The organism is Amylibacter marinus (genome assembly GCF_030160015.1).
GTDB classification, from domain to species: domain Bacteria; phylum Pseudomonadota; class Alphaproteobacteria; order Rhodobacterales; family Rhodobacteraceae; genus Amylibacter; species Amylibacter marinus.
Genome location: NZ_BSNN01000007.1, coordinates 28,840 through 49,642, shown reverse-complemented (window position 1 = coordinate 49,642; position 20,803 = coordinate 28,840). Strand labels below are relative to the sequence as shown.

Below are 20,803 nucleotides of genomic sequence, written 5' to 3'. Positions count from 1 at the left end.
ATTCCATACACTTTAAAGGTGAGGTTGTGATTTAGGAATTTGGTCCCAATGATTCAAAAAGGCTCGGCGCATTTAATACATCAATTTGCAACCAGTGGTGGTTTGATTGCGACAGGGGTTATGTTGAATTTGTTTTTACAAATCGTAATCACACGCAGCCTTGGGATAGAGACGCTTGGGGAATTCACGCTCTGGCGCAATAATATTCTACTGGTTTCTGGGGGGGCAAATTTTGGCATGGCATTGCTGATTCTAAAAGAAGTTCCAAAATTGAGAGCAGAGGGCAATGCGGGTGAACAGCGTAAGTTTTTATTCTTTGTGATATCGGTTTTGCTGGTTGGGCTCTGCTTAGTATCTATGCTCTATTGGCTTTTCAGTCCACTTCCCTCGGCCTCTAATATAATATTTTACCTGAGCTGTGCTGGATTCAGTGTGGTGGTCTTAGGAGCAAGTTACATTCGCGCCAGTGGCGATTTGGTGCTGGCCTTGGTATTGGATAATATTTCGGTGCGCATGTTATTGCTTGGCTTTCTGTTGATTGGTCTCGTTATGGGGGGACGTCTGAACGTACAAATTTTGTATTTTGCGGCTATTTTGGTAACAGCAAGTATCCTGTCAGTGGCCGTCTGGCAGAAGTTTCGTCAAAATATTAGACGGGTTGGGCATGGCGCAGGGGTTGGGTACCGATATTGGTCGCAGGAAACTGCAGGTTTCTTTCTGTTGTCGGTGGCATATTTACTGGGCGAGCGATCCACACTGTTTATTTCTGGTCTATTTTTACCAGCATTCGATCTAGGCCAATTTGCATTTATGTCGATGTTGGCGGGTTTGTTGATGGTTCCGCAAATGGCGGTTAATCGTGTTATCGCTCCGCAGATGGCGAATAAATATCTACAGAAAGACTTTGTAGGTCTGCGAGAAATTGTGCGAATTGCACGTTGGTTTTTGTTTGCAATTGGGGTTTGTGGGGCAGGTGTTTTGTATCTTGCTTATCCGCTGGCTGAAAGCGCGACAAATGCCAAAGGTGCGATTATACCGTCGGTTTTTTTTATTATGCTTTTGTCGGGTGTTGTTCTGTGTATCGGGGCGCCGGTAGGGATTGGCATCTCCATGATTGGTCGCCAGAGGGCAGCTGCCATAGTTTTTGGGTCTGCGGTTATTATTAAGATTCTGGCATTTTATATGCTGGTGCCAAGATACGGTATAGTGGCCTTGGTACTTGTGGAACTGGGGTATGTGATTTTATGGAATCTGATTATGGCTGGTAGGTTTTATTATTTTCTACAACTGGAAGAACAAGCCGATAAACCAGTGGTTTAGGAATGCGGGCTGTTGTCCTTCATTCCGATTACGGCGCGCAATTTTCCGTTGGTTCCGCGGGGCAGGGATTGGTGGTGCTCGGTGGTGATCTCTACCGCCCCGAGGCGGGCCAGAAGCTCGGATCGCACGCCATCTAGGTCTGTGTCTTTGAAACCTGCGCGCGTATCGGGTACCACGCGCAGGGTAATGGCCATGGGGGCGGTTTGCTCAATTTGGCATTCAACAATTGTTGACGGCGTTTTTTTGAATACCGGATCAAGACGGCCTACATAGCCCCGTTCTGTGGTGTGTAGGATATCTTCTTGGCGCCCTGTGATCGATTGAACCACCGGCATATCCCATGATTTCGCATGGCGGGCAGGGTCGGGCAGGGTGACACTATCGCCGATACGATAGCGGATCAATGGATAGGCATGGGTGGTAAAGCTGGTTACCAGCATTTCTGCGGTTTCGCCGGCCTGTGCTGGGATATCGGTGCCTGCGCGTACGAATTCAAATACGCCGCTATCGGTGTTGATCACCAGATCGCCGTTGATGTCTTGGGTGATGAAGGGCGCGCCCTCGGAGGAGGCATATTGATTGAGGATCGGGCAATCGCCAAAGGCGGCGGCGATCTCTTCGCGTTGAAAGGGTTCTAATGTTTCGGCAGTGGTCATGATCAGGCGCGGGGTGATCTTGCCCGCCAGACCATGGGCGTTGATGAAACGCGCCAAGATGTAAATTGCGCTGGGGTAGCCATCGATCAGTTCTGGCTCGTAGGTGATTAGGCGGTCTACATAGGTCAGCAGGTTTTCTGATTTCAGATTATACGATGACATCAGCATCTGGCGCATCGGCCAGTTCATCCGCCAGAACACCTTGGTCTGTTGGGCATTTGGAAACAGGGTGCGCCCAGAAAATCGCACGGATTTTGGCAAGAGGGGTATGTCAAACTGTGCGAACATACGCTGTAATGTGGCGAAACGGGTGCGGGTGTCTGCGGGCGTAAATGCCACCGAAATCGGCGTGCCGGTGGTGCCAGAGGTAAAGCTCTTGTTCAGCGACTTGGGGTCATATTTGGTGCTGGCGATGCGATCAGTTTCGCGGCGCAGGGTGTCCTTTTCTAGGATCGGACAGTGTTGCAGATCAGATAGGCTGTTTAGGCTGTGGGGGTCGAAGCCCGCCTGTTTAAAGGCGGCCGTGTAATGGGGGCAGGTATCCTGTGCATGGATAAGGAAGGCGCGCAATTTATCCAGTTGCAGCTGTTCTAGCTCTGCGCGCGGGCGGCTTGCCTGTGCGATTAACTGTGCCAGTTCTGTTTTAAACCCAGCGCCGTAGCGCTGCTTGCGAAAAATTGTCCCTTGCACGGATATCAGCGCGTTTTGCGCCCAGATTGGTAATCGGGGATAGATCTGCTCGGCGTGTTTCTGCAATCCCATGGTGTTAGTGCGCCGCTTGGATCAGGGTCTCGATCACACGATCCTGATCTGATGTGGAAATATAGGGGTGCATGGGCAGGCTGATCACCTGAGTAGCCGCCAGATTGCCGTGGGGCAGGGTGGCGGTATCATCGGCCACTGCGGGTTGTTGGTTCAGCGGCAATGGATAGTGGATGGCGGTGGGGATGCCAGCGGATTTCAGCGCATCCTGCACCTGATCCCGGTTGTTCACGCGCAGGGTATATTGGGCCCATGCGCTGGTGTTTTCGGGGGCAATATCGGGCGTGGTGATGCCATTGTGGCCGGCAAAGCCCGCAGTGTAGTAATCGGCCGCTTTTTGGCGGGCCTTTAGCTCGTCGTCTAATATTTCCAATTTCGGCAGTAGAATTGCGGCCTGTAGCGTATCTAGGCGGCTGTTCACGCCAACGCGAATGTGGTGATAGCGGCGATCTTGGCCATGGCGCGCGATTTGGCGTAATACCACGGCCAAATCTGGGTCGGATGTGAAAATCGCCCCACCATCGCCGTAGCACCCCAGCGGTTTCGAGGGGAAAAAGCTGGTGCAGCCGATGGTGGTTAAGTTGGCGGAGCGTTTGGATTTATGTGTGGCACCAAAGCTCTGGGCCGCGTCTTCGATCACGGGGATATTGTGGCGCGCGGCAATTTCGTTGATTGCATCCATATTGGGGCACTGACCATAGAGGGATACGGGGATAATCGCCTTGGTTTTGGGGGTGATTGCTGCCTCGATCAGGGCAGGATCTATGGCGAATGTGATGGGGTCAATATCCACATAGATGGGTTTTGCCCCCAGCACCGCTACGGTTTCAGCGGTGGCGATATAGCTAAACGCGGGGGTGATCACATGGTCCCCATACCCCACACCCACAGCCATCAGCGCAACCTGCAACGCATCGGTGCCATTGGCACAGCTGATGCAATGGCTGGCACCGGTGAAATCGGCCAGCCGCTCTTCGAGTTCCTGCACCTCTGGGCCGTTGATATATTGGCCATGGGCCAGCACGGCGGCGATACCTGCATCGATTTTTTCGCGCAGGCGGTCTTGTTGGGCGGCCAGATCGATGAAGTTCATTTAGGCCTCTTCCATGCTCAGCGCGCCGTTGTTTAGCGTGTATTTCGCACCTGTGTGCGGGCAGGTGGTTGCCCCAAATCCCGTTAGCGGTAGGTCTATTTGCTCGCCGTAGGCACTCATCCAGCCGATCTGGCGGGCAGGGACGCCAACCATTAGCGCAAAATCGGGCACATCTTGGGTAACAACCGCGCCCGCACCAATAAAGGCGTGCTGGCCGATGGTGGTACCGCAGACAACGGTGCAATTGGCGCCTAGGCTGGCGCCGCGGCGCACCAATGTATCGCGGTATTCATCGCGCCGTGGCACCAGTGCGCGTGGATTATAGACATTGGTAAACACCATTGATGGCCCGCAGAAAACGCCATCCTCTAGGGTGACGTTATCATAGACGGAGACATTGTTTTGTACCTTGCAGCCATCGCCTATTTCAACGCGGTTGCCTACAAAGACACCTTGGCCCAAGGAGACATTGGTGCCGATTTTTGCACCAGAGCAGATATGCACGAAATGCCAGACACGGCTGCCGGCGCCGATTTGGGCACCTTCGTCTACGATGGCGCTGGGGTGGATGGTGGTGCTCATTTCACGATATCTTTTAGCATTGGGTGATAATCGCCGACCAGCCCTGTGGGGGTGGCATCACGAATGGTGGAAACCGCCTGAATAGCAGTGCGGTTTTCCTCTAGGCCGAAGCCGCGCCCTGCCAAAATTTCTTGGTAGCTGCGGGTGTGCAGATCGGTGAATCCGCCAGAGAATTCGATCTCTTCGCCATTTACAGTGATCGAGCGATAGGTGCGTTGGCCCTGATCGCGCAGTTTGGCGGGCACATCTGTTTCGTCTAGCGACAGCACCCAACGGACGCGGGCGTTTTCATATTCTAGAAAGCCAGCCGCCTTGGTTGGCTCGTTCATATGGGTGACGTTATCTTGTAGATTGCCAAAGAGGAAATACAGCATATCAAAGAAATGCACGCCGATATTGGTGGCAATACCGCCTGATTTATTCACATCGCCCTTCCAGCTTTGCAGGTACCAATTGCCCCGCGAGGTTACGTAGGACAGGTCGACCTCGAATTTTTTGTCCCTTGGGGCGGCGGCGATTTTATCGCGCAGGGCGATGATGGCGGGATGCACGCGCAATTGTAGGATGGTGTGGATGTTGCGCCCTGTGGCCTGTTCCATTTCAATCAAACCATCGATGTTCCATGGGTTCAGTACCAGAGGTTTTTCGCAGATAGCATCGGCGCCTGCACGCAGGGCAAATCGAGAATGGGAATCATGCAGGTAATTGGGCGAACAGATCGCCATATAGTCGATTGGCGCGGTGCCGGTGCGCTGTAGCTTGTCTATGTGGCGGTCAAAGCGTTCGAATTCGGTGAAAAAATGCGCATCTGGAAAATAGCTGTCGATGATACCTACGGAATCGTTGGGGTCAAAGGCAGCAGACAGGGTGCCTTCGGTTTCTTTGATGGCCTGCATGTGACGGGGTGCGATATATCCAGCGGCACCGATCAGGGCGAAGTTTGTCATGTTCTTTTCCAATTCTTTTACAGGCGCAGGTCCGCATCATCTGCGGATAATACATATTTCAAATCATATAAAACCGAGGTTTCTTTGCCTAGGGTGCGGATGCCCTTGGCACCCATGTCGCGGAATTCATTATGGGCTACGGCCAGCACCATGGCATCATAGCTGGCGGGCTCGGGCGTCTCGATACAGCTGATGCCGTATTCGGCGCGGGCCTCATCGCAATCAATCCATGGATCATAGACATCGACCTCTACCCCGTATTCGTGCAGTTCTGCGATGACATCCACAATGCGGGTATTGCGCAGGTCCGGGCAATTCTCCTTGAAGGCCAGCCCCATGATCAGCACCTTTGCGCCGTCAACCTGAATGCGTGCTTTCAACAGCTGTTTGACCAGCTGGCTGGCCACATAGGCGCCCATGCCATCATTCAGGCGTCGTCCAGCGAGGATAATTTCTGGGTGATAGCCAATTTCCTGCGCCTTGTGGGTCAGGTAGTAGGGGTCTACGCCGATACAGTGCCCACCGACCAAGCCAGGGCGGAAGGGTAGGAAATTCCACTTGGTACCCGCGGCCTTTAGCACCTCTTCGGTATCGATGCCCATGCGGTTGAAAATCAATGCCAGCTCGTTAATCAGGGCGATATTCACATCGCGCTGGGTGTTTTCAATCACCTTGGCGGCCTCGGCCACGCGGATAGAGCTGGCCTGATATGTGCCTGCGGTGATGATTTCGCGGTAGAGCGCATCGACCAGATCAGCCACCGCGGGGGTAGAGCCAGAGGTGACCTTCTGGATTGTGGGCAGGCGGTGCTGTTTGTCGCCTGGGTTAATGCGCTCTGGGCTGTAGCCTGCGTAAAAATCGCGGTTGAATGTCAGGCCCGAGGTGCGTTCCAGCACGGGTACACAGTTTTCTTCGGTGGCACCGGGGAAAACTGTGCTCTCATAAATTACAATATCGCCCTGTTTCAGCACAGAACCGATTGTCTCAGAGGCCTTTATCAGGGGGGTTAGATCGGGGCGGTTGTGTTCATCAATGGGTGTGGGGACGGTTACGATATAGCAGGTGCATTCTGCCAAATCGGCGGTTTGGGTGCTAAAGCGTAACTGTTTTGCCTCGGCCAGCTCATCACTGCTGACCTCTAGAGTGGAATCCTGGCCGTTTTGCAGGGCATCCACGCGGGGCTGGTTGATATCAAACCCGAGTGTTGGGCGTGATTTGCCGAATTCCACCGCCAAGGGCAGGCCCACATAGCCCAGACCGATAACTGCTATTTTTAAATCAGATAATTGATGCATTTTTGTGATCCCAAAGACCTAAACTTGATAATAATCGCGGTACCATGCCACAAATTTTGCAACGCCGACCTTGATATCGGTGCTGGGCTGATAACCAGTTAAATTTTTCAACAGATCCGCATTGGCCCATGTGGCGGGTACATCGCCTGTTTGCATGCCCATGTAATTGCGGATGGCGGGTTTGCCCAGCTCTGTTTCGATGGCGTCGATGTAATCGAGCAGGCGCACCTTGTCTGAATTGCCGATGTTGACCACGCGAAAGGGGGCCACGGGGGACAGGCTGTCGCCCTCGGGGATATCGGCGGGTGTTTCGGGGCGTTTGGGCGGTGTATCGATCAACAGGCGGATGCCTTTTACCAAATCTTCTACATAGGTGAAATCGCGGTACATATCGCCGTTGTTGTAGATATCAATTGGCGTATCTTCCAAGATGCCTTTGGTGAATTTAAACAGCGCCATATCGGGGCGCCCCCAAGGGCCGTAAACCGTAAAGAAGCGGAACATGGTGGTGGGGATATCCCACAGGTGCGCATAGGAATGGCCCATGTTCTCACCGGCCTTCTTGGTGGCGGCATAGATGGTCATGGGGGTTTCGGTTTTTTCACGCTCGTTAAACGGCATCACATCGTTTGCGCCATAAACCGAAGAGGTCGAGGCCATCAGCAAATGCTCAGGCGCCAGCTCGCGCGCGGCCTCCATGATATTGAAGGTGCCTATAACATTGCTTTCGATATAGGCGCGGGGGTTTTCTAGGCTGTAGCGCACGCCAGCCTGTGCGGCCAGATGCACGATTGCGTCGGGTTCAAAGGGATCGATGGTGGCGCGCAGAAAGTCGTTATCCTCTAGCTGGCCTTCAACGAAGCTGAAGCGTTCGTTTTGGAGCAGCAGCTGGGTACGCCGCTTTTTAAGGTTTACGTCGTAGTAGTCGCTCATACCATCATAGCCAAGAACGGTGAAACCCTCGGCCAGCAACAGTTTGGCCAGATGAAAGCCGATAAAACCAGCGGTTCCAGTGATAAAGACGCGTTTTGACATTATAATTCCGATAGAAGAGTTTGTACGATTTGGCGCGTGGCGCTGCCATCACCATAGGGTTTTTGCAGGCTATCGCCAGTCTGATTCTCAAGGCGCGCGGCGCTGCTGGTGATATTGGCAGGGTCGCGCACATCTACCAATTCGGCCCAGCCCATATCCAGCAATTCTACCCATTCGGTTTCGTCGCGCAGAATCGATACGGGGGTCGCGTGGAAATAGGCCTCTTTTTGCACACCGCCGCTATCGGTTAGCACCAATTTCGCGGATTGCATCAGGCGGATGATATCTAGAAAACCCAAGGGATCGGTCAGGGTTAAACCGGCCGTGAGCTGATCAAACAGCCCCGCCACGTTTAGCGCATTTCGGGTGCGGGGGTGCAGGGGCAGAACCAGTGGCATTTCACGGGCCAATTCCTGAAAGGCTGTGAAAATAGCGCGCAGGTTTTCAACACTGTCGGTATTGGCAGGGCGATGCAGGGTCGCCAGCCGGAAATGACCCTCGGTGAGGTCAAGGTCTGTAAGGATGGCGGATTTTTCCCGGGCGATATCGGCGTAGTGTAAAGCGGCGTCATACATGACATCACCGCAGTTGGTCACGCGCGCGCCTGCAATGCCCTCGGTTTTTAGATTATCCACCGCCAATTGCGTTGGTGCGAACAGCCAGTTGGACAGGTGGTCTGTCATCACGCGGTTGATTTCCTCGGGCATGGCGCGATTGAATGAGCGTAGGCCTGCCTCGACATGGGCGATCGGGATCTGATTTTGCGCGGCGGCCAATGCGCCGGCCATAGTGGAATTTGTATCACCATACACCAAAACAGCATCTGGTTTTTCGTCGAGTAGGACGGTTTCGATTTTTTCCAGCTGACGGCCGGTCATCTGGCCGTGGCGCCCGCCTGATACCCCTAGGTTATAGGCGGGTTTGGGGATGTTCAACTCGTCAAAAAACACATCCGACATGTTTTCATCGAAATGTTGCCCTGTGTGCAGCAATGTTTCGCTGATACCATCGGTACGGGCGATTTCATGTGAAATGGTGCTGGCCTTGATAAATTGGGGACGTGCGCCAAGAATTGTGATGATTTTTTTCATAAAATGCCCCTGTGTTCTAGGCAGAGACTTAACAACCCTTGCCAGAATGTCTAGTAGTGGGTTGGCAAATTTCTATATAGGCGGTCTGATGCATTTCTGGCTGGACAGGCCACTGAAACCAAGGCAGATATCTGAGTGATTGATGCAGGATTTCTTATGAAAAATTATCTTTTGGTTGCCTATGCCTATCCCCCGATCAGCGCCCCTGGTGCGGTGCGTGCCACCCGCCAGATTGCGCATCTAGAACCATTAGGTTGGCGCGCCACTGTTGTGACCGTGCAGGATGGGTATAGCCTGCGCAAGGGCGGGCTGGCTGATCCATTGGATAATCAGGGTGGGCGTTTGTTGCGCATCAAGGATCCGGTTGCACAGGCACATGGGCGCATTATCGCGCCATCCAGCGAGGCGCCAAGCCTACGCCAACGGGTATTGGGGCGATTAAAAGCGTTGGCGAATGCGGTTATTTTTCCGGATCGCTCGATCCTATGGGCGCTGGGTGTGCGCAAAATGGCCAAGGCGATACCGAATGATTTTGAGCTGGTCTATTCCAGCTCGCCCACCGCGTCTTCGCATTTGGCTGGTTATTTTCTGGCGCGCCGCTTGGGGGTACCATGGATTGCTGAATTCCGCGATCCACTTAGCTGGATTTCAGAAAAGAACACCATGGGGGCGATCCGCAGATCATTGCTGTGTAAATACGAGGCTTGGGTGGTCAAGCGCGCAGATGCGGTTGTGGTGGTATCTGAGGCCTTTGCGGAGTATTTTAGCGGGCTTTATCCGGATGCGGATATTGTTTCAATTGCCAATGGCGCGGTGTTTGACGAGACGCAGCTAAAGGCCGTGTTGGACGCGCGTGCGGCGCGCGGTCAGGGCGAAAAATTGCGTCTGGTCCATACGGGATCTTTTTATAATGGTGAGCGCCCGATTGCGCCTTTGATCGAGGCTGTGAAGCTGGCGCAGGAAAAACACGCTGTGGCCTGCGAAATTTTATGTGCGGGCAATGATGCGCATTTGGCCACAGCGGCGGCCAAAGAGCTGGGCTGTCTTGAAATGGTGAAAGATCTTGGGGTTCTTAGCCACGCCGAGACCGTGGATTTATTGCAATCGGCCGATGCGACCCTGTCGTTGTTACATAATGAAGATCTGGGTAAAATCTCGATCATGTCAAAATTCCTGGACTACCTGCCCGCGGGGGCACCGATTTTGAATCTAGGGGCACATGATGCGATGTTGTCACGGATCATCCGCGAGGACAGTGCGGGGGGCAGTTTTGAATATGGCGATACCGATGCGATTGCCGCATGGATTGCGGATCTGCCCAATATGGCACAACCGGATACCGTGGCCTTGTGCCAAAAATGGTCGGCCGAGAATATGGCGAAGAATGTAGCTGACTTGATGGCGCGGGTGTTGGGCTAGGGGCGCCCTACAATTTGGCCTAGCTTCTTGAAAAACCGCATGCGGGTTTCGCGGCCCAGCAGATTTTTGACGATGCGCTGGCGTTCTTGTTTATCCCATAGGCCATAGCGCATGAAATCTGTGATGAAGTAGCCGAAATACAGCAGGCTGTTTAACGGCGAATTTTGGTTTGTGTAGGTGTAGAGCGCATAGCGCATCCTTAGGCTTAGGGAATGGGGGGCGCTTAACTCGTCGGCACCGCAAAATTTGATGCAGAGGTATTTCCAAAAATCCAGATCCTGAGGGCGGTTAATCGCGGCAAAATGTGCATCCAGCGCGCGCTGTTGGTCTGTGTCTAGGCGGCGATACAGCAAATAGCCTTCGAAGATATTGCGCAGTCTAAAATTGGCATGAACGGCGCGTTGATCGCCGTATTGGCTGTGGATGATATTAATGATCAGCTGATCCACAGGGCTAGGGGCATATAGGCCAGGCATGGCCTCTTGGGCGTTGGTCGCAAGACTTTTGGGCATGAATGCCTGTGCATGTTTTGCGATTAAATCTTGGTGCAGCTCTACGCGTTTTTTATAGGGTGGTTTGAACAGCGCGGGCAGGTGGTGGTGGGCCTTGCGCGCACTGCGCAAATAGTCTGTATCTGCCGTGGCAAGGTCAAAGGCTTGGTCTTGTGCCGCATATCCCATTTGCTGGAACTGGCGTAGAGTTGAGGTGCCTTGAAAGTAGAAATCCAAATCGGCCAAAAACCTGTGTGCAACGCTGGGGTATAGATCATCAAGCAGGCGCAACCCGCCTTTGAGAACAATCATGGGATCTGTTGTGTTTTGATGAAAGGCATCCGCGATCTCTATCAGCTGTTCTTTGCTTTGCTGACCCTGTGCCAAGTGATGCAGATAGGCGAATTTCAGCTCGCTTTTTAGCGCGCTGGGAATCAAGGGATGCCAGGTTTTGGTCTCGATCAGCAGGGCCACCAGATTGGTCCAAACGCGGCTCTCGCGGGCCAGTTTGCGCGTTTTTTCCCAGTCTTTACTGAGCAGGATCAGGGTTTCGGCCAGCTGTTGATCCGTGCCGCGGCCAAAATATCCATAACGCAAAACTGTAGAAATATATGTGAGGGTTGTTATTTTATTCACGGATTTGGCTCTTTTTTTGTCATTGTACGAACTATATCGGGGCGGGTGGTTTACATCCAGTGATTTGACTATATTTAGGAGACTGGTTGCAAAATAATGCTCGGCCAGAGCCCTGTTGTTGTTTAGGTATATTAAGGAATTGAACGCCGTGAAAAATGCAAATGTACCGAGTGCCGTAAAATCACAAGCGAATGCAGATGATATTGATCTGTTTTGGATCCTAAAGGTTCTGTGGCGCGGTAAATTCATTGTTGCATTCACTGCATTTGTTGGGTTCACGCTGGGTGGTTACTATGCCTTTCGTGTGGCGGTACCAATCTATCCTGCAACGGCATTGTTGGTTATGGAAACCGAACGCCAGAATGTGGTTAATTTACAAAGTGTGGTTGCTGAAAATCTGATCAGCGGCAATGTGCGAGATACGGGTAAAATCAACACGGAGATGCTGGTTATTCGTTCGCGATCTATGATGAAAAAACTGGTCGACCATTTGGATTTGATGAATGATCCAAAGTACAATCCCAACCTGCGTGAGGCGGTTGTTGAGGAAGAGAAGTCTTTCTTGCAGGACTTCAGTTTGCGTAAATTTGTCTGGGGATTGTTTTCGGATGCCAAGCCCCAAGAGAAGATTGTGCTAACCAATGAGCAAGTGCAGGAAGGGTTGATCAGCCGCCTGAATGGGTTTTTTGCACTTTCCCCTGTAGAGCGCACCTTCGCGTTTCAAATCACCGCACGTTCAACCGACCGCGCCGAGGCTGTGCGCATGGCTAATGGCTTGGCCGCGGTCTACATCCAAGATGGCATCGATCAGAAATTCGACGTCACCGAAAAGGCGAGCGAGTGGCTGAGCCAAAAAGCGGCAGAGCTGAAGGCAGAGATTGATGCGGATGAAAATCGCCTGCGTGAATTCCAAGATAGCACAGATCTGGTCAGTGCCGAAAACTTGGTGGCGCTGAACCGTCAGCTAAAGGACATGCGCCAACGTCTGAGCCTGTACCAAGAGGATATCGACCGTGTGAATGTACAAATGGAGCTGGCTAAACTGGCCTTGGCCGAGCAGGATATTGAAAAGTTGCGCGCCTTTGCTACGCGTCCTGCCTACGCTGCTCTTGCACCTATTTTGGGCAATACCCGTTGGGACTTGACCGATATCCATACCAGCCTTGATCGCCGTATGCAGGATTTGAAGGTTGAATCGATCAGTGCAACACAAAAATTACAGGGATTATCAATTTCAGAGCAGGCGCTGAAGCAACAGGTCGAGCGCCAGTCCAGCGATTTGTTGAAATTACGCCAGCTAGAGGGCCAATTGCAGGCCAATGGATTGCTCTACGAGAGTTTTATCACCCGCCTGAAAGAGATCACCTTGCAACAGGGTTTGTTTGCCCCCACCACACGCTTGTTGTCCGAGGCCACCCCACGGCGCGCCACGTCCCCGCGGCGCAGCGTGATTATGATGCTGACACTGTTGATGGGCATTGGTGCGGGTATAGGAATATTATTCATTCGTGAGATCATGAACAATGCATTCCGTGCGCCAGAGGAATTGGAAGACTATACCAACCTGCGCGTTTTGGGTGTGGTGCCAAAACTAAAGGTGAAAACCCGCAAGGATGTTTTGACCTATACGCAGGATCACCCCACCTCTGCGTTTAGTGAATCGGTCAACAATTTGCGCACCTCGATTTTGCTGGCTGATATCGAGAAAGAGCCGCAGGTGATTATGATTACGTCTTCAACCCCTGCAGAGGGTAAGACATCTGTTTCTCTTTCCTTGGCGCAGAATATGTCTGGGCTGGGCAAAAAGGTTCTGTTGATGGAGTGCGATATCCGCAAACGGATTTTCTCGGAATATTTCGATGTTGGCTCTTATCCTGGTTTTGTGTCTCTGATGATGGGAACGGCAGAACTAGAGGATTGCTTGATCAAGCCAATGGAGAACGGGCCGCATATCATTTCCGGTGATAAAACATCGTCTAATGCCACGGATGTGTTCTCTTCTCAGAAGTTCATAGATCTGTTGGCGCGGCTGCGCGAGGAGTATGACTATATTATCATAGATACGCCACCTGTGCTGGCGGTGCCGGATGCGCGTGTGATTGCGCGCCATGCAGACAGTATTGTGTATTCGGTATTGTGGGATGGTACCACCAAGTCCGAATTGCGCGCAGGCTTGAATATGCTGGAAAGCGTGGGCACCCCAGTGGATGGTTTGATCCTGAACATGGTGGACGTGAAGAAGGTCAAGAAATACGGCTATAGCGGTAACTATGGTTATTACTATGGTAAGAACAGCTACTATACCGCCGATTAGCCCACTGTAGCAGTCCCTGCATCAACGGTGATAATCTGATCTGCATTTTCCAATGTGGGCAGGCGGTGGCCGATAATGATCATCGTTAAATCACCATGCAAGGTCTGGATGGAATCGCGAATGCGTAATTCATTTTCCAGATCCAGCGCAGAGGTTGCCTCGTCTAGGATCAACAGCTTTGGTGCATTCAGCATGGCGCGTGCCAGCGCAATGCGTTGACGCTCGCCACCCGATAGGCGAATGCCACCATCGCCCACCACCGTATCCAACCCATCGGGTAAATCAAATACGAACTCTGCCGCGGCCTTGCGCAGCGCTTGTTCCAGGGCATCATCATCTGCATCCATACGCGCCCATAACAGGTTATTGCGAATGCTATCGTGAAACAGGAACACATCTTGGGGCACATAGGCGATTGACTGGCGCCACGCGCGCCGGTTGGCACTTGTTAATTCCTGACCATCGATGGTTATTTCGCCGGTATCTGGGGTCAGCAAGCCCATGATCATATCCGCCAATGTGGATTTTCCAGAGCCAGAAGCGCCTTTGATGGCTGTGGTTTTATTTGCGGGGATATCCAGCGTGATGTCGCGCAGGGCATAGCGCCCCTCGTGGCCATAAGAGAAAGAGATATTTTTTAGGCGGATGGTGTGGTTCAACGCAAGTGGGGCCTCTGCGCCTTGATCTGGGGTATCTTGGTGCTGATCTGCCTGTGATAGGGTCTGGCTCAGGCTGTCTAGTGCGGGCTCTGCGTGAAGCAGGATATTTATGTCCGACTGTAGCTTTCGAAACATCGGCGCGGCACGCGCAAGGATCAGCACCAAGATCAGCAAACTTTCCATCTGTAGGGTCAGATAGTCTAGCCCGATGATCAGGAATCCCGCCAGAAACAGCGCAATAATCACTTGAAATAATGCCCCCGCACGGGCGTTCACGCGGGTGAATGCCAGCCGCTGATCCCGCAGGTTTTGCATGATTTGTTCCATAACCTGGCGGTGGCGGTGCTCGTTGCCCAGAATTTTGGTCAGCTTGATCCCACCCAAGCCCTCGTCGATGATCTGTTGCATCACCTTGTGGGCATTGTTTAGTCTGCGCCCTAATTGGCCTGCGCGGCTGTGTTGCTTGCGCAATAATAGTGCCGCGATCACGCCCACCAACAGCGCCACCGCAGTCATCGGCACAGACAGCGCCGCCGCCACCAGCAGATAGATTGCTAATCGCACAATATTGACCAAAAACTGTATGGATACAGACAGACCCTGAGAGATGCGCGCGATATCATTTAGCAACAGGCTGGTGTGATCGGATTTACGCAACCCCAGCAACCATTTCCACTGTGCCCCCAACAGGGCGGCAAAGGTCTGGCTGCGCAGATCGTCCATCAGCTCTAGCTGGATCCGCTGAGAAACCACCGAGCGCAGATAGTCAATAATGGCGCGCAAGGCCACAAGGCCCACAAAAATCATCACGATAGACTTGGTGGTATTTGGGACGCCAAATTGTTGTACCATCTGTCCGACGCGCGCGGCCATTCCCCCGCTGTCGGCTGATTGACTCTGTAGGCTGGCCAAGAGCGGCACCAACAACAACAGGCCAATGCCCTCGGTTAGCCCAGCGAGGGTGGTGGTGGCAAAAATCAGCGCGGTTTTGCGTGGGGAATGGCGCCATAGCAGGGATAGAAAGCGGGTGAAAATCATGAGCCGGCCTTTTGCCAAGAATCTGCGCCAAAGCTGCCAACCACAGTGTATTCATTAAAGGCATGGCCGCCGGCCACCGCACAGGGGCCAGAGACCACCCAAGCATGGGCCTTAAGGCAATTGTTTTTGCCCTGTTTGTTAACGCCAAAAAACATCATATAGGGCACGCCATAGAGACCCAACAGAACCCGGGCCGCGATGGCCTGTGGGAAGCAATTGCTGGTCCAGGGGGTATAGCGCGCGGCCAATTTGATCACTGCTTGAATTTGGCGCGCGCGGCGCTTCTGGGGTTTGGTTAACAGCGGCACAGCGCTCATCAGCCCCTCGCGACGACCCAATAACCGCGCAAGGCGGCGAAACTCGACCGTAAGAATCATCGCCCGCGCCGCGCCCAACATTAACCAAACCGCGGGCAACCAGACCAATGTGAACAGAGGCTTTTTTAGCAAAAATCGAAATTTGCGCAGCAGGGTGCGAATAATTGATGGCAAGTGAGTCTCTATCGTTAACGGCTTAGAAAGTTTTGTGTCGGTTTATAGGAGGTGCTGCGCATGGGCAAGTCGCCATAGTCTTGGCGCAATACAACCCAAGGATGAATTGCTATTTGAGAGAAACAAGCTAATATATTGACAGCTAAGCTTGAATTTCCAAGCAAAGATATTAAATACCCATTTGGATCGCGGGCCGATTGCAAACGGAACTGGAAAGACCGGAATGAAAAATTTTATCCGAAACCTTTCGCGTAGATCAAAGCGCCGGATCCTGATCCTCTTTGATTGCATAACAATTCTGGCCGCTCTTTATCTGGCGTTGGCCCTTGATGCTAAGGCGGCGGTGCCCATGGCGTCCTTGCAAGAGGCGGCCTTTTTGTTTCCATTGTTGATGGCGATAGGTGGGGTTCTGGTATCCTTCATCGGCCTGCCACGTATCAAGCTAAGCGCCTATGAAAACCACGGGATTGTTCTATCTGCGTTGGCTTCGCTCAGCTTGGCCGCGATGGGGTTGCTGGTTACGGCCATGTTCCCTGTGACGATCGCCAAGTCCACCTTTGTGGTTTTTGGGGGATTGTTTTTTATCATTAGCGTCACGGCGCGGTTGGTGGGGCAGAAAATCCTGTTGTTGATGTTCGAGGATGAAACCATACGCAAGCGGGTTCTGGTATACGGTGCCGGTCAGGCAGGGGGCCAGTTGGCCGCCGCATTAGCCATGACCAGCGAGGTAAAGCCGGTCTGTTTTGTGGATGATGATCCTGCCTTGGCTGGGCTAATCGTGGGCGGGTTACCTGTTATTTCCGCGCGCAATATCGAAAAAACCATCACGGATCGCCGTATTGAGCGTGTGGTGGTGGCCATCCCCTCTGCCCCCGATAGCCGCCGGCGCGAGCTGCTACGTGATCTAAGTGACCTGCCTTGCGAGGTGTTGGCCCTGCCGTCATTTATTGATTTGTTGGATGGCAAACAGGATCTGGTAGAGAGCCTGAAGCCCATTTCGCTGGATGACCTGCTGGGGCGCGATCTGGTGGATTTGGAATTACCTGAGGTGGCCCAGACCTATGCCGGAAAATCGGTCGTTATCACAGGGGCGGGGGGGTCTATCGGATCCGAGTTGGCGCGCCAACTGCTGCGTTGCGGCATCCGCCACCTAACCCTTTTTGACCATTCAGAATATGCGCTGTATTCCATCGAGCGTGAATTGTCCGAGGTGGCCCATGCCGCGGGGATCAAGCTCAGCGCCCGGCTAGGATCGGTGACCGATCCTGTGCAGGTTGGCAATTGTTTCACCACCGCTGAAGCGGAAATCGTACTGCATGCCGCAGCCTATAAGCATGTGCCCTTGGTCGAGTCCAATGAGGCCGTTGGGATGTATAACAATGTTCACGGCACTAAGGTGGTGGCTGATGCGGCGCTGGCACATGGGCTAGAGCGTTTTATTCTGGTTTCTACTGACAAGGCTGTGCGCCCCACCAATGTGATGGGCTCATCCAAACGTCTGGCGGAGCTGGTGATCCAAGATTTGGCCTCGCGCCATCAAACGCCGCTGTTTTCTATGGTGCGGTTTGGTAATGTATTGGGCTCTTCTGGCTCGGTCATCCCGCTGTTTCGCGAGCAAATCGAACGTGGAGGGCCGGTAACTGTAACCCATGGCGATGTTACGCGATTTTTCATGACTATCCCCGAGGCGGCGCGACTGGTTCTGCTGGCGGGTAGTTATGCGCGTGGTGGCGATGTATTTGTGCTGGATATGGGCGCACCTGTTAAAATTGTTGATTTGGCAGAAACTATGATCCGCCTATCAGGGCGCACCCTGCGCAATGAGCAAAATCCAGATGGGGATATTGCTGTTGAAATTACTGGTCTTCGCCCAGGTGAAAAGCTCTATGAAGAGTTGTTGATCGGGTCAGATATGCTGACCACACCCCATGCTAAAATCCTGCGCGCCCAAGAAGAAAAGCTGTCTGAGCTAGAAGTCGCTAATTTCCTACGTGATTTACAGGTGGCAGCCCAAACTGGCGATGCAGATGCAATGCGAAATATCATTATGCGCCATGTTGCCGGCCATGAAATTGCCCGCGCCAGCAGCGATACCTAGGCCGAAGACGTAGGCGTCTCCTAAAAAACACACTTTTCACTCCTGCTGTCTGTTCTCGGAATTTTGATGTAATTGCCGGTGTGGTCTGCTATTCAGAGGGAAAATTTTGAGGCCGAAAATGGGGAAATCCGTGCATATAATTTCTACGCGACTGGCTGGGGTGCTGGCATCCTGTTCGGCCTTGTGTCTCGCCACCCCAATCACCGCGCAAACCTTGGGCTTTGGGGCATCGACCAACCATTATGGTGGCACGGGCCTAATTGATATGCCTACCGCCGAAAGCCAACCTGACGGCGAGCTAAGTGTTACCATGGCTGGTTTTGCGGGCACCACACGTGGGGCATTTGCCTTTCAGATTTTGCCGCGCCTGTCGGGTACATTCCGCTATACCCGATTGGCCAATTGGATACAGGGCGGCGACACCTATGATCGCAGTTTCGATATGCAATATCGCCTGCTAGACGAGGCAAAATATCGCCCCGCAGTGGCCATTGGCCTGCGGGATTTTCTGGGCACGGGGATTTATAGCGGCCAATATCTAGTGGGTACCAAGAACATTGGCACCAAGCTAAAGGTCACCGCGGGTCTTGGTTGGGGCCGTTTCTCCAACAGCGATGAATTCCAGAGAGATACCTCAGGCAATCCAGGTGGAACATTATTATACCGCGAGTGGTTTACAGGGCCAGTGGGCGGATTTGCGGGGATTGAATGGCAAACACCTGTTAAGAACCTGCGACTAAAGGCCGAGTATAGTTCCGATAGTTATATCCGCGAGAACCGCATTGCGGGCGAGCGAACCGAGGCAACCTTTGAGCGCAAATCATCGCTGAATTTCGGGCTGGAATATGACACCAAATGGGGTGTGACGTTGGGCGCCTATCACATGTATGGCTCTGAGTTGGGTTTTAGTGTGCGCACATCTCTAAACCCGCATCGCGGCCGTGGGATCGCCGAGCGTGCCCCCCGCCCGATTGCCGTGCGCGGCCCTGATATCGATCGCGATACCTCTTGGACAAAAATCAACGGGATCTCGCAAACAGCGCGCAAACAACTGGACAAGATTCTGAATCGCGATGGCATGGCGCTAGAAGGTCTGTATTTTTCAGGCGAAACCGCCGAAATTCGCGTGCGCAATTCCCGCTATGTATCCACCGCTCAGGCGGTAGGGCGCAGTGCGCGCGCCATGGCCCGCGTTTTTCCAGATTCCGTAGAAAAATTTATTGTGGTACCTATGGTTGATGGGCTGGCCACCGCCGCATTTCATATCGAACGCAGTGACCTAGAAGAGTTCGAAAACCATCCGAATGCCGCGCGCATGATGGCCGGGCGAGTGGAAATCAACGATGCTCGTCTACTAGAATCAGGCGAGGGGGCTGTTTCTGGCCTGTATCCCGCGTTTAACTGGTCTTTGGCGCCTTTTGTTTCTGTACGTATTTTTGATGCCAGCAACCCCTTTGCAGTCAGTGCAGGCATTCGCCTATCTGGGGCCTATCAACCGCGCGCCGGGCTAACCTTTGCCGGATCAATCGTAAAGAATCTGAAACATGATGATGTATCATTCGACGATGTAGTCAGCGATGGTCTACACCGGGTGCGCACCGATTCTGGACGCTACAATGCCGAAGGCGACCCCTCTCTGGAGCGCTTGACCGGCGAGTATCTGTTTAAGGTGCGCCCCGATACCTATGGCCGCGTGACCGTAGGATATCTAGAAAAAATGTATGGTGGTGTCTCGGGTGAAATTTTATGGAAACCAGCCGACAGTAAATGGGGGTTTGGGGCCGAGCTGAACTATGTGAAGCAACGTGATTTTGACCAGCGCTTTGGGTTCCAAGATTACGATGTGGTCACGGGCCATGTTTCTGCATATTTGGATTTGCCGCGCGGATTTGTGGCGCAATTGGATGTGGGGCAATATCTGGCGGGCGACAAGGGTGGTACCATATCGCTACACCGAACCTTTGGTAATGGTTGGAAGGTGGGCGCCTATGCCACCCTTACGGATGTGCCCTTTGAAGAGTACGGTGAGGGCAGTTTTGACAAAGGTCTGAGCCTGACAATCCCGCTGGGGTGGGTTACTGGTCAACAAAATCGACGCTCTATCGAAAATACATTGGCCTCGCTTACGCGTGATGGTGGCGCGCGCCTAAGGGTGCAGAACCGCCTCTATGGCCTAGTTGAAAATTCACACGCCACAGCGGCGTCGGCCTCTTGGGCCAGATTTTGGAAGTAGTTATGACACGTAAAAACGCAGTTCTATTGGCATTAGTTTCTGGGATAGGCCTCAGCGCATGCGGGTCAAAAGGCCAGGAGCGCCCACAAATTTTTGGCGGTGCGATCACACAGGCCATTGTAAAAGCCCGCCAAGAGCAAAAGGCAGGCCCAGTGCAACAAAAGACCGTATCAGCACAATCCCTAGAAGCGATCAAAACGTCGGTAGTGCTGGTTTCTGTACCGCGCATTGGCTACCAGAGCTATGGAACCCAGATTTCAGATAATGGTGGTTATGTTAATTATCGAACTAAATCCCAGCAGTCCTTTACCACCAATGGCGGACAGTTAACCGGGACAAATGGTTTGGCCTTTGATCTGATGTCTGCCGAAACTGGTTACGGGAAACGGGTTTATCGGTTCTTGTCATCGACCAATTCAATTCGCACACTTACTGTGAACTGCGAAGAAACCAAAACCGCCACTGAGACCATCGAAGTGCACGGCAAAAACTATCTAACAACCCTGACTGAGGAAACCTGTCGCAATGCCAGCAACGCATTTCGAAATCGCATCTGGCGCGACAAATCGGGTGAGCCACGCAAGGCTGAACAGTGGGTCAGCTTTGAAATGGGGTTTGCAGTGATTGAATGGGTTAATTAGGG

Annotated in this window: 16 protein-coding genes; 6 read left to right on the top strand and 10 right to left on the bottom strand. The window is 52.8% G+C overall.

What is annotated here, in order from left to right; translation table 11 throughout:
* Window positions 1-48 precede the first annotated feature (48 nt).
* On the top strand, window positions 49-1,320 hold the full coding sequence (locus tag QQL62_RS11355) for a lipopolysaccharide biosynthesis protein (protein WP_284379185.1): 1,272 nt from the start codon (window positions 49-51) through the stop codon (window positions 1,318-1,320).
* Here QQL62_RS11355 and QQL62_RS11350 read toward each other — a convergent pair.
* Genes QQL62_RS11350 through wecB form a run of 7 tightly spaced genes read right to left on the bottom strand, consistent with a single transcriptional unit; the run spans window position 1,317 to window position 8,781 of the window.
* The gene (locus tag QQL62_RS11350; RefSeq protein ID WP_284379181.1) at window positions 1,317-2,738 is read right to left on the bottom strand and encodes a phenylacetate--CoA ligase family protein; all 1,422 of its coding nucleotides are present in this window, start codon (window positions 2,736-2,738) and stop codon (window positions 1,317-1,319) included. The two genes, QQL62_RS11355 and QQL62_RS11350, sit on opposite strands and share 4 nt — an antisense overlap.
* Before the next feature lie 4 nt (window positions 2,739-2,742).
* Complete coding sequence (locus QQL62_RS11345; RefSeq protein WP_284379178.1) at window positions 2,743-3,831, bottom strand: DegT/DnrJ/EryC1/StrS family aminotransferase; 1,089 nt, start codon at window positions 3,829-3,831, stop codon at window positions 2,743-2,745.
* A complete protein-coding gene (locus QQL62_RS11340; protein ID WP_284379176.1) occupies window positions 3,832-4,413 on the bottom strand; it encodes an acyltransferase in 582 nt (193 codons plus the stop codon).
* Complete coding sequence (locus QQL62_RS11335; protein WP_284379172.1) at window positions 4,410-5,360, bottom strand: Gfo/Idh/MocA family protein; 951 nt, start codon at window positions 5,358-5,360, stop codon at window positions 4,410-4,412. The genes QQL62_RS11340 and QQL62_RS11335 overlap by 4 nt, the downstream gene beginning before the upstream one ends.
* Window positions 5,361-5,377: 17 nt before the next feature.
* Window positions 5,378-6,655 carry a Vi polysaccharide biosynthesis UDP-N-acetylglucosamine C-6 dehydrogenase TviB gene (gene tviB / locus QQL62_RS11330; protein ID WP_284379170.1) on the bottom strand — a complete coding sequence of 426 codons (1,278 nt, stop codon included), beginning with the start codon at window positions 6,653-6,655 and terminating at the stop codon, window positions 5,378-5,380.
* Window positions 6,656-6,673: 18 nt separating this feature from the next.
* Window positions 6,674-7,690, bottom strand: coding sequence for an NAD-dependent epimerase/dehydratase family protein (locus tag QQL62_RS11325; RefSeq protein ID WP_284379167.1), 1,017 nt, complete (start codon window positions 7,688-7,690; stop codon window positions 6,674-6,676).
* Window positions 7,690-8,781 (bottom strand): non-hydrolyzing UDP-N-acetylglucosamine 2-epimerase, encoded by a 1,092-nt coding sequence (wecB, locus tag QQL62_RS11320; RefSeq protein WP_284379165.1) that lies wholly within the window; start codon window positions 8,779-8,781, stop codon window positions 7,690-7,692. The genes QQL62_RS11325 and wecB overlap by 1 nt, the downstream gene beginning before the upstream one ends.
* Window positions 8,782-8,937: 156 nt before the next feature.
* On the opposite strand from wecB, the gene QQL62_RS11315 reads away from it, so the two are divergent.
* Window positions 8,938-10,200, top strand: a complete 1,263-nt coding sequence (locus tag QQL62_RS11315; protein ID WP_284379163.1) for a glycosyltransferase — start codon at window positions 8,938-8,940, stop codon at window positions 10,198-10,200.
* On the opposite strand, the gene QQL62_RS11310 is transcribed toward QQL62_RS11315, so the two are convergent.
* The gene (locus QQL62_RS11310) at window positions 10,197-11,327 is read right to left on the bottom strand and encodes a nucleotidyltransferase family protein (protein ID WP_284379158.1); all 1,131 of its coding nucleotides are present in this window, start codon (window positions 11,325-11,327) and stop codon (window positions 10,197-10,199) included. The genes QQL62_RS11315 and QQL62_RS11310 overlap by 4 nt on opposite strands.
* Before the next feature lie 148 nt (window positions 11,328-11,475).
* Between QQL62_RS11310 and QQL62_RS11305 the strand changes: the two genes are divergently transcribed.
* Window positions 11,476-13,641 (top strand): GumC family protein, encoded by a 2,166-nt coding sequence (locus QQL62_RS11305; RefSeq protein WP_284379155.1) that lies wholly within the window; start codon window positions 11,476-11,478, stop codon window positions 13,639-13,641.
* Here QQL62_RS11305 and QQL62_RS11300 read toward each other — a convergent pair.
* Complete coding sequence (locus QQL62_RS11300; protein WP_284379152.1) at window positions 13,638-15,338, bottom strand: ABC transporter ATP-binding protein; 1,701 nt, start codon at window positions 15,336-15,338, stop codon at window positions 13,638-13,640. The genes QQL62_RS11305 and QQL62_RS11300 overlap by 4 nt on opposite strands.
* The gene (locus tag QQL62_RS11295) at window positions 15,335-15,829 is read right to left on the bottom strand and encodes a lasso peptide biosynthesis B2 protein (RefSeq protein WP_284379149.1); all 495 of its coding nucleotides are present in this window, start codon (window positions 15,827-15,829) and stop codon (window positions 15,335-15,337) included. Before QQL62_RS11295 ends, QQL62_RS11300 begins: the two co-directional genes overlap by 4 nt.
* A gap of 223 nt (window positions 15,830-16,052) precedes the next feature.
* Between QQL62_RS11295 and QQL62_RS11290 the strand changes: the two genes are divergently transcribed.
* The 3 genes from QQL62_RS11290 to QQL62_RS11280 all read left to right on the top strand — a co-directional run bounded on the left by QQL62_RS11290 (window position 16,053) and on the right by QQL62_RS11280 (window position 20,801).
* The gene (locus QQL62_RS11290; protein ID WP_284379146.1) at window positions 16,053-17,927 is read left to right on the top strand and encodes a polysaccharide biosynthesis protein; all 1,875 of its coding nucleotides are present in this window, start codon (window positions 16,053-16,055) and stop codon (window positions 17,925-17,927) included.
* 130 nt (window positions 17,928-18,057) lie between these two features.
* Window positions 18,058-20,160 (top strand): YjbH domain-containing protein, encoded by a 2,103-nt coding sequence (locus QQL62_RS11285; RefSeq protein WP_284379143.1) that lies wholly within the window; start codon window positions 18,058-18,060, stop codon window positions 20,158-20,160.
* 2 nt (window positions 20,161-20,162) lie between these two features.
* Window positions 20,163-20,801, top strand: coding sequence for a YjbF family lipoprotein (locus QQL62_RS11280; RefSeq protein WP_284379140.1), 639 nt, complete (start codon window positions 20,163-20,165; stop codon window positions 20,799-20,801).
* Window positions 20,802-20,803: the final 2 nt, after the last annotated feature.